Here is a 14,987-nt window from a genome sequence, read left to right on the forward strand (position 1 = left end):
AAAGGGGGCTTTCGCGCACTTTGCTGGAGCACCCCCCTTGGCATTTACGAAAGCGCGGTTAGGGGCTGCGAGCGCTCCCCTTCAGTTTGGTGCGCCACTTGCGACCGGCCGCGCTAATATCTCGGCCAGCACCTGGTGCGCGTTCGTTCAATCAAGGAAGCCTTAGATGCAGCAGATCACCCAAGGACAACGAATGCCGTTGTCGAACCTCATCCAGGGTCATGCCCTGTCGGTGTCGGTACAGCTCCAAATCGGGTCCCCAAACTCCGTGGACGTTTCGTGCTTCGGCCTGGATTCCCGTGGGCATCTGAGCGACGACCGCTACATGACCTTTTACAACCAGCCGACGTCACCCTGCTCCAGCGTACGGCAGACCGCCCCGGGCGAGTTTGCGCTGCAACTCAGCACACTCCCCTCCTCCATTGATCGCCTGGTGTTCACCGCCGCCATTGATGGCCCGGGGTCGATGCGCGAGATCCAATCCAGCTCCTTCTCGATCAAGGATGCCTCTGGACAGATAGTTGCGACGTGTTCTTTCAGCGGCAGTACCTTTGCCGGCGAGAAGGCGATCATGCTGGCGGACATCTACCGTAAGGACGGACAGTGGCGGCTTGCATCGAATCTGCAGGGGTTCAACGAAGGCCTTGCCGCCCTCGTCAAGCACTTCGGCGGAGAGGTGAGTGACCCTGCGCCTGCGCCCGCTCCAGCCCCCTCGATGGTTCAGGCGACCATCTCACTGGAAAAGAAAATCGAGGCGGCCGCACCACAGCTGATCAGCTTGGCGAAGAAGGCGACGATCTCGCTTGAAAAAGCCAATCTCACGAATGTGAAGGCTCGCGTTGCTCTGGTGCTGGACGCCTCCGGCTCCATGAACGGCCAGTATTCCAAGGGGCGTGTGCAGGAGGTCGTCAACCGGCTAGTGCCTCTGGCAGTACATTTCGATGACGACGGTTCGATCGACTGCTGGGCATTCGGGGCCAAGCCGCAGCGCCTATCCAACATCACCCTCAGCAACTTCCACAACTTCATCAACACGGACAACTACGGTTGGCGTGACTGGGACGTCGGTTCGCGCGTGAACGATGAGCCCAAGGTGATGGAGGCCGTAATCGATTTCTACACCAGGTCCGGCGATCGCTCTCCTGTGTACGTGCTCTTCATCAGTGATGGCGGGGTGCACGAGAACCGCAAGATCACCAAGCTAATGACCGATGCAGCCAAGCTGCCTCTGCACTGGAATTTCGTAGGTCTGGGCGGACGCGGCTACGGCATCCTTGAAAAGCTGGATGACATGGGAGGCAGAGTCGTTGACAACTGCAGCTTCTTCGCCCTGGATGATCTGCACGAGATCACCGAGGAGAAGCTCTACGACAAGCTGATGGAAGAGTTCCCGAGCTGGCTCAAGGAAGCCAAATCCAAGGGCATCATCAGCTGATCAGCAAACCCCGATGGCGATCCTTTTCGCCATCGGGCCACCGGCACTATCCTCAGATCCCGTATCGCTGCTTCCCACCTGAAGTGATGCAGTAACGGCCGCCGCGGGGGCCATAGCAGACATTCCCGCCGGCACACGAGCATCCACCACCCATACCGCTTCGATACCCATTCCCCTCCGACTCAGCCCTGCGCCATTCCCGGGCGCGTTCGCGAACTGCTTGCTTACCGACAGCCTCTGCACGCTGTAGCTGATCAGCGAACTGCTGCGCGTATGGCTCGGCCACGATCTTCTGCAGGTCGCTAAGTCTGGCCTTTGATGTACGCACCAGCTGTGGGGTCTGTTCTCGCATCTGGCTTTGGCTCCGGATGGCGGACTCTGCGGCTAGGCGCAGGTAAATATCAGTTGGGGCGGTTTCGATCACCACCCGCAGAGCCTGTGTCCGGAAGTCGAAGGGCGGGGGGACATCGATGACCTTAAGGATGCTATCCCCGACCGTCTGCGCCTCCTGGAGAGCGGGGCCAAGGGCCTCAAGATCCGAAATTGACTTCCGTACCTTTTCGTCGGACGTTTCCATGCCTTCGCTGACGATATTCAGGTAGCTGGCAGACGCCTGCTGGTAATCGTCTACACGTTTCTCAACCATGGCCTTTAGGGTCCACACCGAGTTGATGAATCCCTGAGTGGTTCTTCCGTCGATGTATGCCACGTATGTATGCCCATCGCGCCCGGTAGATACAAGCGACCAAGGCTGATATCCCGGATTCTGGTATTGCAGAGGCAAATTCAACAGTTCAGAGCCAGGAGAATTCCGCGCCACTTGTCTCCTCACGTACGTCTCGCAGAGCTTCACCAGTCCCGAGGCCTGACTGCACTTGTAGTTCTGGTCGTCTGCAGAGCACTGCAGCCTTGGAGTGCTGGGTGAACAGAAGGACCGGTATTCTTGCCTGCTCTGGCAGCCTGACGTGAGGGAGATTACAACGAACAGACCCACGATTCCGGCCCACATGCCGGCACTATTACGCTTCAAAACTAATCCCCAACTGAAAACCTGAGTGGCCATCCGCGCTTCTAGTGAGCACCTTTGGACCGTAGATAATTGGCCACGCTGACACTCCCTATTGCCTGGGCGGCGCGCAGCGGCGTATCGCCGTCCTTGTTCGTCACCTGCAGGCTGGCCCCTTTCTCTACCAGTATTTGCACCACATCCAGGTGCCCGTTGTAAGCGGCCATGATCAACGCAGTGTCGCCTCCTGGCTCGGTACGAACGTCGATCCGGACCTTCTTCGCCAAGAGAGACTTAACGCATGCACCTGCCCCTTTCTGAGCAGCCAGGCTCAAGGGGGTAAACCCGAACTTGATCGAACGAGGATCTGCGCTCGCGCCAGCGGCCAGCAGCACGTCCAGAACATCGCACTGGCCCGCGGCCGCTGCAGCGTCGATCGCCGGACTTCCAGGAATGCCAAGGGCCGGCACCCCTTTGTCCTTCATGTTCACATCAAACCCGGATGCGATGTACTGGCGAACGGTTTCCAGATCGCCGGCACCGGCCGCCTTCTTGAACGCCTCAACCGTCCTAGAACCTTCATCTGCGATAGCGGCCTTCTGCGGCACCTCCTGGGGGCTTTCGCTTGCGGTAGGGGCTGGGTCACCTCCACATCGCTCCAGACCCTCCTGAGTGAGCTGTAGGAGCTTCTGCGGTTCATAGAGTGTCTTGCCATCGATCCAGCCGCGGCTCGCTGATGCAGCTCGGGCAGACCCATTAAGCGCAATGGTCCCTGTGTTGGTGGTGACCGTTACCAGCTTCACCTGCTGAGGCCCTGAACCAATCACCTCACAGGTGGGTTGTTCTGTGGCCCTGGCAGAGCCGACTGCGAGGCAAAATACCGAGGCTGCAACCGGCATGACGAGTTTAGATTTCCGCATCAGCACACTCCTCAACCAAGTGCCGCCATGTCTAGGGGTTCGATCTCAGTGAAGCGGGAGGAGCGATCCAGTTTTACCACTGCGCCGAACGATGTCAGAGCAGCCCCCGGATCGACAATTGCCAGCCTGGTATGGTCTATGGTTTCCCACTGATCACGGGATACCAGTGCCGAGATTACGTACTGATCCTCGACCCGGCCGGTCGCTGCGCTGGTTCGCTGGATGTAGCCGGACACGAGGCAGTTTTGAATGCCAGGAAGCAGGGCGAAGACCTCTCCCACTACGCGGAAAATGGTCCCGTAGCAGAGCGTCACGAAGTCCCGGCGCGTTTGGGCTTCGGATCTGTTTTTGAACGTCAGTTTGCCGTTGCCCTTTGCCTCAGCTGTCCTGCAGGGCACGTCGCCTTCGTCGGGGAGGTCCACGTCCACCGCAATGCCGGTGACGTCGTGAGAGAACTGGTACTCGACCAGGGTCTCTTTCGGCCAGGCAATTCCAGAGAGCACATAGTCGAGAGCACGCTCCATGTGGGCGCTGAACCCTTTTGCTGCCAGGCGGATTGCCTTCTCGATCTCCGCTCGGGCTTGTTCGTGAGCGTCACGGGCAGACTTCCATTCAGCGAGATCCTGCTGATACTGGGCCTCGCGCTCTTGGGCTTCCCGTTCCATCTTGGGGCCGCGCAGCATCATCTTGTCGAGGAGGCCCGGAGAGTCTGCAACAGGTCGCCTCGGTTCATCTTGAGCAAAGGGAGGCGGCAGCGCTGGCAGCGATCCCGGATGAGGGGTATCCATGTGGACGCCCAGACACTCTTCAAGCGCCTGGTTCACTTTGGTTGCGGCCGTCTCCAAAAGATCCTGGATGTCCTCGGCCTTTTCTTGCTTCACCCGCTTTACGATCGCGTCAGGGAGGGCGTTGTCGTCGAGGTCGGTGATGATCAGCGATCCATCATCATCGACCTTTACCTTGATGGGCCCGTCATAGCCAGGTGCTTCTGGAGTGGGTTGAGCTGTGGAGCGTCTGCTTGGACGGTCGAGGCGCTCCCGATAGGAAAGGCCTGTACCGGGCAGACCAGCGTTTAGGTAAGTGCCTCGCTTGCCCATCGTGAGACTCAGGCCGCGTGGCCCGACTGACGTGCTGATGCCAGATCCACTGATGTTCAAGCGAACGCCAGGGACGATCGTGATCCGTTTGCTGAATCGGAATCCCATGTTTCCCTCCGAGACTCTCTGGGAGTTGGGGCCTGACCAGGTGCAGGCCTATGTCCATGTGTCGTCTATGCACGGCCAGCGAGGTAGTCGTCAATGTGGCTGAAGCGGCGATTGCGACACATCCAAGCGGTGAAGAATGTGAACAGTGCGCCGGCGGCAATTGCCCAACCTCGGCGTCGACGGCGATCAGCCTTGGTGTTTCCACCGAGCAGCAGCAGCGCTATCAGGAAGATGAAAAGGGTGAACAGCGCAATCTTCGCGTAGAGCGCGAGAATGAAGTACGGGGAAAAACCGTTGCTTCGGTAGGTCTGGATCAGAATCTGCAGTGACATGAGCGCAAACACGGCCAACGCGGACCACCCTGCAACTGCCTCCGATAGCTCCAGCCATCTGGCGAGGAAGTAGGTTCCAAGCGCCAGCACAGGGGTCAAAGTGGTCCAAAGGGCGTCGGTGTAGTCGGTGTAAATGTCTAAGTTCTCCCGCGAGTGAAGCCAAATGCACACCAGCAAGAGAGCGACCATTGCGACCAGCCCAATCTTGAATGGCCTCATGTCCTGACTCGGATGTGTAGTGCCCTGATCGGCCGGATCGTTAGTGAGAGCCGTTGACACCTGGGCTCCAAGATTGGGAGCACTGGGCGTGCCGCGGTTGATGTCGAATTCTTCTGCTGTGGCCGGGGAGTTGGCCTTTGGAGTCGGCTGCGCAGCTGTAGGCCTGGGCGATGAGGGTTTTACCACTTGCGCGGGTACTGGTTCAGCTCCCCAATGGGTAAGCGTTCGAAGTTGCTCGGTCATGGCCACCGAGACACAGGTCGTCGTGGTGCAGGCATTGCGCTGCTTCAACCACGACTTTTGGGACCGACGGACTTCCGCCTTTTGCTCTTCCGGCAGCCGGTCGACTGCTTTGACATACGCGGAGTTTACGTCTTCATCGGCTCGTCGCAGCGCGGGTGATGAGCAGATGGTCGATTCTGCGAAGTTCTGTGCCTTGGCACAGTCGAAGCTGGTTGCTTCGGCGGTGGAGATGCTTGTTGCGATCCAAGCGGAAAGGACAGCAATACCCTTCATCATGCGGCGCATGTTGGACTTCCATGAATACGTGGTCGTGTCGTCGGAACGGTTCATTCCCTTGCTGCAGATGTGAAAAAGCCCCAGCCGGAGCCGGGGCTTTTCAACGTGCAGGCCTTAGCCGATGCTCACGCCGTGAGCTTCTGCCAGAGGCTTCAGGCCGCCGGCGAAGCCTTGGCCGATCGCCTTGAACTTGAATTCGTCGTTGTGACGGTACAGTTCGCCGAAGATCATCGCAGTTTCGGTGGAGGCGTCTTCGGACAAGTCGTAGCGCGCGATTTCTTTGCCGTCAGCCTTGTTCAGAACGCGGATGTAGGCGTTCGAAACCTGGCCGAAGGACTGCTTGCGGGCGTCGGCATCGTGGATGGTGACGGCGAAGACCAGCTTCTTCACGTCAGCGGCCAGACCGGTGAGCTTGACGTTGACCTGCTCGTCATCGCCGTCGCCCTGGCCGGAACGGTTGTCGCCCAGGTGCTCGATGGAACCGTCAGCGCTCTTCTTGTTGTTGTAGAAGATGAAGCTGGCGTCGTTCAGCACTTTGCCGCTCTCGCCGGTGACGAATACGGACGCATCGAGGTCGAACTCGGTGCCGTCAGTTACGCGCGGGTCCCAGCCCAGGCCGACGATAACTTCGCTCAGGCCCGGTGCTTCCTTGGAGAGGCTGACGTTGCTGCCTTTGGTCAAAGACACTGCCATGGTGAAATTCCTTGTTCAGAAGTGGTGTGGATTAGAAGTTCATGCCGTAGCCGTTGGCTACAGCGCGCAGACCGCCGGCATAGCCCTGGCCAACAGCGCGGAACTTCCACTCGCCGTTGTTGCGGTACAGCTCAGCGAAGATCATCGCAGTTTCGGTGGAAGCGTCTTCGGCCAGATCGTAGCGAACGATCTCGGAGCCGTTGGCTTCGTTGACGATGCGGATGAACGAATTGCTGACCTGGCCGAAGTTCTGCTTGCGACCTTCGGCGTCGTGGATGGTGACGGTGAAGGCGATCTTGTCGACGTCAGCCGGAACACGGCTCAGGTCGACTTTCAGCACTTCGTCGTCACCATCGCCGGCACCGGTACGGTTGTCACCGGTGTGCTCCACGGAGCCGTCAGCACTTTTCAGTTGGTTGTAGAAAATGAAGTCGGCTTCGCTACGGATCTTGCCGGTCGCGCCCAGCAGGAATGCGCTTGCGTCCAGGTCGAATTCTGCGCCATCAGTCGCGCGCGGGTCCCAGCCCAGGCCAACCAGAATCTTGGTGAGGCCGGGGGCTTCCTTGGACAGGGAAAGGTTGCCGCCTTTTTGGAGAGACAGTGCCATGCGTAAAGCTCCTTTTGGTTGCTACTGATTACGGGTTTTCTGCCGGCGTTCCTTCCTTTTCGGGGAAGAGAACGCTTGCCACGATACCGACTGCCAGAACCGCCAGCACGATGATCAGGCTGGTATTCGGCGAGATGCTGATGCCGTGGTGGAACAGGTGGTCGGTCGCGTTCAGGCCGAGTTTTGCGGCGATGAAGAACAGCAGCACGACCACCGCTTTCTCGAGGTGCACCAAGTAGCGCTTAAGTGCCTCGAGGACGAAATACAGGGTACGCAGGCCGAGGATGGCGAACAGCATGGCCGAATAAACGATCAGAGGTTCCCGGCTGACTGCGATGACGGCCGGAACAGAGTCGAAGGCGAACAGTACATCGGACACCTCAACAACGACCAGGCAGAGGAACAGCGGAGTGGCGAAGATGCCGCCCTTGGCCGCCAACGACATGCCCTTGTTTTCGGTCTTCTGGATTTCTACTTCAAGCTTTTTACGGCTCACGAAGAAGTTGTGCCCGTACAGCTTCGGCCAGACTGGGAACAGCTTCTTGGCGAAGCGATACGCCAGGTGCTGGGAATAGTCCTCCTCCTCGTCATCATCGTCGCCGCCTTTCAGCATCATCACGGCAGTCCAGGCGACGATGAGCGCGAAGATGATTTCGACCCAGGGGCCGAATGCGAGCAGGCCGGTACCGATGGCCACGAAGACGCCGCGGAAGACGATGGCACCGATAATGCCCCAGTAGAGCACGCGGTGACGCAGCCCATCCGGGACCTTAAACCAAGCGAAGATGGCCATAAACACAAACAAGTTGTCGACAGAAAGCACCTTCTCCAAGGCATAACCGGTGACGAACAAGCTGGCTACTTCTGCACCGTGCTGGACGTACAGAAAACCGGCGAACGCCAGGGAGATAGCCACCCAGAACACCGACCAGATCGAGGCGCGGGCCAGAGTGATCGGCTTGTCATCGCGGTGGGTGACCATGTCCAGCAGCAGGGCGGCGAGCGCCAGGCCGACGAATACCGCCATGGTCAGCGGAGGGAAGCCAATGTGAGTCGATTCCACGTTTCTGTACCTTAGAGTTCGAAATCGGCCGGGTTCAGACCCAGCTCCAGGCAGATCAGGCGGCAGGCTGCCTTTTCTTTTTCATCGAAGTTGCCATCGGATGCGCCGATGGCGCAGCAGACGCGAACCAGCAGGCGTGCTTCGCCGTCCTTGCCTTTGATCTTGCTGATGGCTTTCAGGGCTTCGGCCTGGCCGATCTGGAAGTCGAACTCGAACTTCGAGCAGGCATCGGAGAAGACTTTGATGACGTCGGTCAGGTTGAAGACCTTGAGTTCCGGAGAGGTATTGATGAAGCCAGTCATCTTCATCTTCTCTTCGGACTTGATCTCGCCATCGGCTGCGGAGATCAATGCGCAACCGTTGGCCACAGCCTCCATGAAGGTCCGATTTTTGAACTTACTGACCTCGGTGGTCAGCGTTTCGCGGGCTTTAGCCGCGTTGGTTTTCAGCCATTCGAGCATTCGGTTTTTCCCCTCAAATGGCGGGGCTATGGGCCCCGCCGTAATGTTTATTACTTGGAGCCGGCGGTCCAGCGCATACCCCAGCCGTAGGCGATGTCCATGTCCTTGTGCCCACGGTGGAAGTCGACACGGCGGGTGACCTTAACGGCGCCGCCCACGTTTTCAAGCATGGCAATGGCGCACATACCTTGGCGGCCGCCTTCTTCGTTCAAGCGCACTTCGATCTCGGGTTGGCCGGGGATGAAGATCGTCACAACACCGTCGGTGGCCTTCCAGTTCGGAGCGCCCTCGTAGATGTATGCGAAGACCAGGACGCGTTTTATTTCACCCCATTGCCGGCCGTTGATGTGAAGCCACTCACCACCTGCTACGGAGCCGGTGCGGTCGTCGCCCATGAGCTGGATGTAAGGTTCGTGATTCAGGTCGCCGAAGGCTTCACCTAGAGCCTGCACGACGCCCTTGTAGCCGTCCTGCAGTTCGAACAGGCAGCCGACGTCGAGGTCAACTGACTTGTTCTTGCCGAAGATGCCACCGAGCACGCCGCCGTTATTCCCCTGATTCCAGTTCAGGTTCACCTTGATTTCACCGAAGCCTGCAGCAGGCTTTTCCAGGCTGATGCTGGACCGACTCTTATCGAGAGTGACCTTGCTCAGGCTGATGGTGGACTTCGGTGGTACCGGAGCCGGCGCGGGGGGAGGAGTAGGCACAGACGCGGGTGCTGCAGCCGGAGTCGGGACAGGAGCAGGTGCGGCAATGTCGACGCCGAAATGCTTGGCCAGAGGTTCCAGTCCACCAGCGAAGCCCTGCCCGACACAACGGAGCTTCCAGGCACCTTGGCGCAGGTAGAACTCGCCGAGGATCAGTGCGGTTTCGTTCATTCCGCGAGTCGGGATTTGAGCTTCGATCCCGCCAGTTACCGCAAGAGCTAGCGTGCTTACGCGGTCAAACGACGCCTTGTTTTCGTAGATCGTTGCAGTGAGCGCGACCTTCTCAACGGCCGGGTCAATACGGCTGAGGTCGAGGGTGAAGGACGCGTTTCCTGCAGAGTTACCGCTCTGCTGCACTGCGCCGCCGAGAATATTCGGCTGGCCGTAGAAGCACATATCCCCGTCGCCACGCACCTTGCCGGTGGCAGTGAGAGCGAATGCAGAAATGTCGATATCAGCGCCCGGAATCGGGGTGTAGTTGATGTCGACGCGCACTTGGCCGGTGGCTACCGGCGCATTACCGCCAGGAACCAGAGTGGTCATGCACGCACCGCCTGAACGGCCAGGTTCACGAGATCATCGACGGTGCGACCACTGGTGGTCTGACCGATAGCCTTGAAGGTCCAGCCGTTGGCGCCCTTGCTCAGGCTGGCCATTACGATGCCCGTGTGGTTGCCTTTCTCGGACAGGTTGAAGCGTACGATTTCTTTGTTGTTCGCCTCGTTCAGAATGCGGCAATACGCATTCTCGACCTTCGAGAAGTTCTGGCCGGTGAAGGAGTTCACCGTGAACACTAGGTGCTGAGCTTGAGAAGGAAGGCGCTGCAGGTCGACGTAGATGGTTTCGTCGTCGCCGTCGCCTTCGCCAGTACGGTTGTCACCGGAGTGCTTGATCGAGCCATCCTGCGATTGCAGTTGGCGGAACCAGACGAGATCGAGCGGCTCATAGTTGCCGTCCAGGATGATGCAGGAGGCATCGAGATCGATCTCGTTATTGCCGCCACCGACCAGTTTGGCCAGGAATCCCTTGGCTTTTTCGGGGTCCCAGCCCAGGCCCATGCTGATTTTGCTCAGACCAGTACCAGCCTCTTTCTCCAGAGAGATGCTCTGATTTTTGCTCAGGGTGAGTGCCATGATTACGCTCCTTGTTGATCTTCATTGTTCGGTTGGGATTGGGAGGCAACAGCGCCCTCCTTTCTCCCGACTTGCTTGAAAGGTGCGCGGCTTCGCCGCCAGGTAGGGTGGAAATGCCGCCAGTGAGGATCTTGGGCAGCAGCAAGCAATTCGTGATCTCCGCGGGTATCGCCCCATGCGCGAAGGCGATACTCCGTCAGCGGGCCATATACCGCTTCCAGTCGGCGGACCTTGTTCTCACACCGGCAGTTGTCCCCGAGGACTCTTCCGGTAAGCAGGCCGTCTTGAACTTCCAACTCGGTGCCAATCAGCTTGATCCCCAGCCGACTTGCGAACGGTCGGAGGACCAGTGCCGGCGAGGCAGAGCAGAGAGTCACTTCTGCACCAGAGGCCAGTTCTTCGGCGACAGATCGTAACCCTGAAGGGCGCATGAGCCGCGGCCAAATGAGGTGGCAGAATTCCTCTGCTTTCTGGCCTACCCATTTGGCTTCTACTCCTGTCAGGAATGTGCTGATCAGGCGTGCCTTGAGCTCGTCCCGGGTCATTCCTTTTGCGATGTATCTCAGGCTGGGAATCACCAGCTTGAAGATCCGCCGCAGGAACTCTCCACGTCCGAAAGCGAAGCGCAGGAACGGCACGAAACTGTCGTGCCGCGTCAGGGTGCCGTCGAAGTCGAATACCGACAGCACCTTCGCTCCCGTGGGGCCTGCCTCAAGCATCTCTAGGCTCACCCGTTCACCTCCGCCAGTCGGAAGCCAGGCTCGCCCACGCTGATCTCCGCAGGCTTCACCCCGAGGCACTTGGCACGCTCCAGGATGTTGCTCGCCCACTTGAAGTGAGTCGCTGGCTCGCACATTGCGTTGTTGTGCTTGAAGACCGCAGGTGCACCCTGGTTGACGATGAGTTTCGCCGTATTCAGATCCTCGATGCTGACGCGCAGTGCATCCTGGATCATCGAGATTTGGGTCGGATGGATAGCGGTTTTACCGACGAGGCCGTGGGAGATATCCAGTTCCAGCTCTTCCTGCAGCAGCTCAGGCGTAGCCAGTTGCTCAAAGACCGGGGCAGTCAGGGCAAAACCCTGAGCTCCCATGACGCCTGTGAGCATCGGAATGACGTAGCTCATCGGGGTGTCATAGAGCGTCTTGCTGGGGTTGCGTCTCAGGCCCAGGCAGCCCATCAGGTCGTTGCCACCGATACGCAACGCAATGATGCGTTCATTGAGTGTTGCCTTCAGCGCCTCTCCCAGTTCCACCATTGCACCGGGGTTATAGGCATCAGGAGTTTCAAGGGTTGGCATCAGCAGCAGATCAGGATTGCTGACGGCCTTCTCCCAAGCTCCGAGGCTTTTCAGCGTCAGTTTCGGGACCACAAAGCCATCAACATTCTTCATCAGCGGCCAGTCGTTCAGGACTGCAGCCATTCCCGAGTCCCGGGGGCGGACGAAGAGCAGTGGTCCGCACTCCGGGCGGCCTCCATGAGCATCGATCTGCATCAGCAGCTTTTGCAGGTTGGCCAGAGCACTCGCGACATCGATTTCGGCAACAGCGTCCTCAAGGCACACAACGAGAGAGCGCAGCTCAGGCAGCTTCGTGCCAAAGACGATCTCGAGGATGTCATCTCGGGTCGCTGGCATGTACAGGGTCGCCCCCAGGGCGAACGGCGAAATCACTTTCATCAGTTCGCACTCCGGATGATGGTCACTGCACGATAAGGTCCAAGCTCTTCGCCGACTTCTTCCACGGAGACGCCCGCCCGCTCGGTCAGGTGCATCAGAAGCTGAACGTCACTATCGGAGCGATCGCGCACGAGCACATGGTCAGGCACACGCCGAAGAACGGCGCGGGTCGCCTCGGCGATACCTGGCTTCACGCGGTTCATGTTGGTGATGCCGAATCGACTTGCCAGGCCATCCACAACCGCCACAGCAGCCTCTTGGAGGCGTAGGCTTTCGTCTGCAGACCATGGCGTTGCAGGCTCAACGGCGATCAGAGCACGACGCTGGTCCTCAATCTGCTCGATGAACTCGCGGGTGACGTCGTGCTCGTGTAGATGGTCGTAAACGACACAGCCGTGTAACCCCCCTTCCGCAGGCCAGATGGACCGCGAAACCAGGCCGGAAACAGTCGCCCCCAGAATCCCTGAAGGGATTACCCAGTCTTCGGCGGACGCTGCCAGCCAAGCACGACCGCACGGGTCGGCAAGTACAACGAGGCGCGGGTCTTCAGGGAAGCGTTCATCGTTGCCCAGCGTACGTTTGAGCTCTCCAGAAATGGCTCCCTTACCTGTCCAACCGTCGACGAAGACGATGTTCTCGGCGCCGTGACGGGTGATGATTGATTCCAGAGCGACTGTATCGATGCCGCGGTCTCGGATGATGCTGACGCCATAGTGGTGGGCATCTCGGCCCATCTCCACCAGCGACCGGCGCAGAAGAACCCCCAGAGGCAGTCCAGCTCGAACGAAGGAGACTAGCGCGATGCTCGGCCCGGAGCATGCAGCATTGAGCGCCAGCGCTAAAGCTTGGACGTCGGTGGCCATTCGTTTGCCGTTCTGGACCAGGGCACGAGCGTATAGGTTCTTATGAACCTCAGTCGGCGCGTGCTCCATGCTGATCATCTCGGAATAGTGTTTCCGATTGCTCTGGATCAGCCGCTCCTTCTCCTGGACATCGGTGACTTCCATTTGCATGGGCTGCAGCAGGAAGTGCACGTCGTCCGGTGCGTAGCTGCCGCTACCGACCGTAGCCAGAGAGGTGATGGACTCACTCATGGATCAGCCCCTCCACCGCTTTGGCCAACTGGCTGCGTGCTGGGGTTGCCCACATGTGGCAGAGGTCCATGAAGCCGAGATCTGTGATGCTGTCGCCAAAGCCCAGCACAGGGCGCTCACCGTTAAGCTCGATATCGCGGCGAAGCAGCTCTTGAACCGCCAGGCGCTTTGCAAGCCCATTGGGCAAGAAGGCCAGGTTGTTGCCGTTGCCATGAATGTGCATGCCATTCAGCAAGCCGCGTGCTTGAACAGCCGCGAGCACCTGAGTGAGAACCTCGTCGGTGCCCTCGTTGTATTTGGTCACGACGTAATGGCGGAGACCCTCCTCTTCTACCACCCAGCCGCGAAGTGAGAATCCAAGCTCTTCACCGATCTGCAGGGTGGCTTCGCTCAGCGCTGGAAGACGATCCTGGAATGTCCAAAGCGATTCAGCCATCTGACCGTGCCAGTCGTGGTCCACAGAACCGTCCGGCTTCAGAATCACACCGCCATGAGAGCAGACGGCTCCCTGACTGAAAGGCAGCTTCACGCGGCTGTACGCCTCGACGCTGCGGGCGGTAACCGGCACTACGTCTGCAGTCGCCAGCAGCCAGTTGATGAAGGACTCTTGCACCGGGTTCATGTAGCCATTTGGCTGTCCATGCACATCTAGTGTTGCGGGTTTACGCGGCATACCTTCAGGCATTTTGCGAGCGGTCTGGAACAGGGTGTCGTCGAGGTCGACGAGCACCATCGGGCGATTACTGCTCATCAACAATCACCTCCGCCCCCAGAGCATCGATGAGCTCGGCGGGGAGCGCCTGCGCCGGCGTTTCGGAGCACAACAGAACCCGGTCGTACTGCCCAGGCTTTACGTTGTAGATAAAATTCGGAATGCCGAGGCCGTAGTTGTCCGAGAAGTACAGCGCGTGCTCGATCGAATGCCCGATGGCAATGGGGGAGCGCGTTGTGGAGCTGAAACGGACATCCGCACCTGCACGCTCCAGGCGCTCGGCCAGGAGGAAGGGCCGCCAGACGAATTCACTGGTGCCGATCACGATGACTTTCTCGCCCGGCTTTACCTGCAGGTCAGGCGCGAGGGTGTCATCTACATGCTGTACACCCAGGCGGCCCCAGTCATTACGGGGAGAAATCGGCCATTCACCGATAGAGACAGCCCCGACATCGGGCATTTCAGGTAACGGCGCCGCCGGGTCTTCGTGGAACTTGTACGAGCCTTGCAGCAGCGAGACGGATGACGCCGAATCACCGATTGATTTGGTCACAGCTCCTGCGGACCAGTCGGTGAGGACACAGGTCACCACACGCTCGATCTTACTCAGGCCAGCATCCACTAGCGCTCTGTGCAGATTCACGAAGGTTTTCCCGGTGGAGGCCTCATCGTCAACCAGTATCAGGGAACGGGCCTGGAGCATCATTTCCCGAAGTGCGGGGTCCACCGGCATGTGGATCAGGTGAGCGCTGGCGTGGCTGTGTTCCTCTTCGAAGCGAGTAAACAGCTCGGTGCCTAGCGGATGGCGGGTGCTCACCAGGTACATGGTGTCCGGGCGAGTTGCGCTAAAGGCGCGGTGAACACCTGCGCCGAGACCTACCGCGGTTTCGGCCATTCCAATAACCAACACCGGGCCCGGGAGATCTGTCGGGATTTCTGCAGCCAGGCTTTCAAAACTGGCTGCCATGACGGACGGTCGAACAGGAATATGCCGGCCCAGGACTTTGGACACGAACAGGAAGGCGCGCTTGGGGTTGCGACGTTCCGCAAAGCCAAACAGAGCATCCGGAGGCAGGACTGCATCGTCGACTTTGACTTCGAGCTCCCCACGCTTCAGTTGAGCGCGGATGGAGACGGGTACTGCTTGGCTTTCCATATCTGCTTCCTTGGTTGGCGCGAGGGGGGTGACCCTAACGCCTGCTC

General features: G+C 59.1%; 16 protein-coding genes. 1 reads left to right on the forward strand and 15 read right to left on the reverse strand.

Annotated features, from left to right (window positions below; translation table 11 throughout):
• The first annotated feature begins 166 nt into the window (after positions 1-166).
• Entirely contained in the window at positions 167-1,435 is a 1,269-nt protein-coding gene (locus ACNFIA_RS27950; protein WP_416790254.1) for a VWA domain-containing protein, read from the forward strand.
• 52 nt (positions 1,436-1,487) lie between these two features.
• Here ACNFIA_RS27950 and ACNFIA_RS27955 read toward each other — a convergent pair whose 3' ends face one another.
• The 15 genes from ACNFIA_RS27955 to ACNFIA_RS28025 form a co-directional block, all read right to left on the reverse strand.
• A complete protein-coding gene (locus ACNFIA_RS27955) occupies positions 1,488-2,144 on the reverse strand; it encodes a hypothetical protein (RefSeq protein WP_416790257.1) in 657 nt (218 codons plus the stop codon).
• Positions 2,145-2,506: 362 nt separating this feature from the next.
• Positions 2,507-3,361 (reverse strand): ankyrin repeat domain-containing protein, encoded by an 855-nt coding sequence (locus ACNFIA_RS27960; protein WP_416790258.1) that lies wholly within the window; start codon positions 3,359-3,361, stop codon positions 2,507-2,509.
• Between the two features lie 11 nt (positions 3,362-3,372).
• Entirely contained in the window at positions 3,373-4,566 is a 1,194-nt protein-coding gene (locus ACNFIA_RS27965) for a DUF4236 domain-containing protein (protein WP_083196099.1), read from the reverse strand.
• Between the two features lie 65 nt (positions 4,567-4,631).
• The gene (locus ACNFIA_RS27970; RefSeq protein ID WP_416790261.1) at positions 4,632-5,690 is read right to left on the reverse strand and encodes a lysozyme inhibitor LprI family protein; all 1,059 of its coding nucleotides are present in this window, start codon (positions 5,688-5,690) and stop codon (positions 4,632-4,634) included.
• Positions 5,691-5,750: 60 nt separating this feature from the next.
• Positions 5,751-6,329, reverse strand: coding sequence for a TerD family protein (locus ACNFIA_RS27975; RefSeq protein WP_065084858.1), 579 nt, complete (start codon positions 6,327-6,329; stop codon positions 5,751-5,753).
• Positions 6,330-6,360: 31 nt separating this feature from the next.
• Positions 6,361-6,936, reverse strand: a complete 576-nt coding sequence (locus tag ACNFIA_RS27980; protein ID WP_065084857.1) for a TerD family protein — start codon at positions 6,934-6,936, stop codon at positions 6,361-6,363.
• Positions 6,937-6,964: 28 nt separating this feature from the next.
• Positions 6,965-7,999, reverse strand: a complete 1,035-nt coding sequence (locus ACNFIA_RS27985) for a TerC/Alx family metal homeostasis membrane protein (RefSeq protein ID WP_416790263.1) — start codon at positions 7,997-7,999, stop codon at positions 6,965-6,967.
• A gap of 11 nt (positions 8,000-8,010) precedes the next feature.
• Entirely contained in the window at positions 8,011-8,460 is a 450-nt protein-coding gene (locus ACNFIA_RS27990) for a tellurite resistance TerB family protein (RefSeq protein ID WP_065084855.1), read from the reverse strand.
• A gap of 50 nt (positions 8,461-8,510) precedes the next feature.
• Positions 8,511-9,710 (reverse strand): TerD family protein, encoded by a 1,200-nt coding sequence (locus tag ACNFIA_RS27995; RefSeq protein WP_416790264.1) that lies wholly within the window; start codon positions 9,708-9,710, stop codon positions 8,511-8,513.
• Complete coding sequence (locus ACNFIA_RS28000; RefSeq protein WP_065084853.1) at positions 9,707-10,300, reverse strand: TerD family protein; 594 nt, start codon at positions 10,298-10,300, stop codon at positions 9,707-9,709. Before ACNFIA_RS28000 ends, ACNFIA_RS27995 begins: the two co-directional genes overlap by 4 nt.
• A gap of 2 nt (positions 10,301-10,302) precedes the next feature.
• On the reverse strand, positions 10,303-11,031 hold the full coding sequence (locus ACNFIA_RS28005; RefSeq protein ID WP_416790266.1) for an HAD family hydrolase: 729 nt from the start codon (positions 11,029-11,031) through the stop codon (positions 10,303-10,305).
• The gene (locus ACNFIA_RS28010; RefSeq protein ID WP_416790267.1) at positions 11,028-11,978 is read right to left on the reverse strand and encodes an HpcH/HpaI aldolase/citrate lyase family protein; all 951 of its coding nucleotides are present in this window, start codon (positions 11,976-11,978) and stop codon (positions 11,028-11,030) included. The genes ACNFIA_RS28005 and ACNFIA_RS28010 overlap by 4 nt, the downstream gene beginning before the upstream one ends.
• Positions 11,978-13,072 carry a cysteine protease StiP family protein gene (locus tag ACNFIA_RS28015; protein WP_416790269.1) on the reverse strand — a complete coding sequence of 365 codons (1,095 nt, stop codon included), beginning with the start codon at positions 13,070-13,072 and terminating at the stop codon, positions 11,978-11,980. Before ACNFIA_RS28015 ends, ACNFIA_RS28010 begins: the two co-directional genes overlap by 1 nt.
• Complete coding sequence (locus ACNFIA_RS28020; RefSeq protein ID WP_416790270.1) at positions 13,065-13,823, reverse strand: trehalose phosphatase; 759 nt, start codon at positions 13,821-13,823, stop codon at positions 13,065-13,067. The genes ACNFIA_RS28015 and ACNFIA_RS28020 overlap by 8 nt, the downstream gene beginning before the upstream one ends.
• Positions 13,813-14,940, reverse strand: a complete 1,128-nt coding sequence (locus ACNFIA_RS28025) for a phosphoribosyltransferase domain-containing protein (RefSeq protein ID WP_416790271.1) — start codon at positions 14,938-14,940, stop codon at positions 13,813-13,815. The genes ACNFIA_RS28020 and ACNFIA_RS28025 overlap by 11 nt, the downstream gene beginning before the upstream one ends.
• Between the last annotated feature and the right edge of the window lie 47 nt (positions 14,941-14,987).

The sequence above is a fragment of the Pseudomonas sp. NY15437 genome (genome assembly GCF_048068435.1).
Lineage (GTDB): Bacteria > Pseudomonadota > Gammaproteobacteria > Pseudomonadales > Pseudomonadaceae > Pseudomonas > Pseudomonas nitroreducens_B.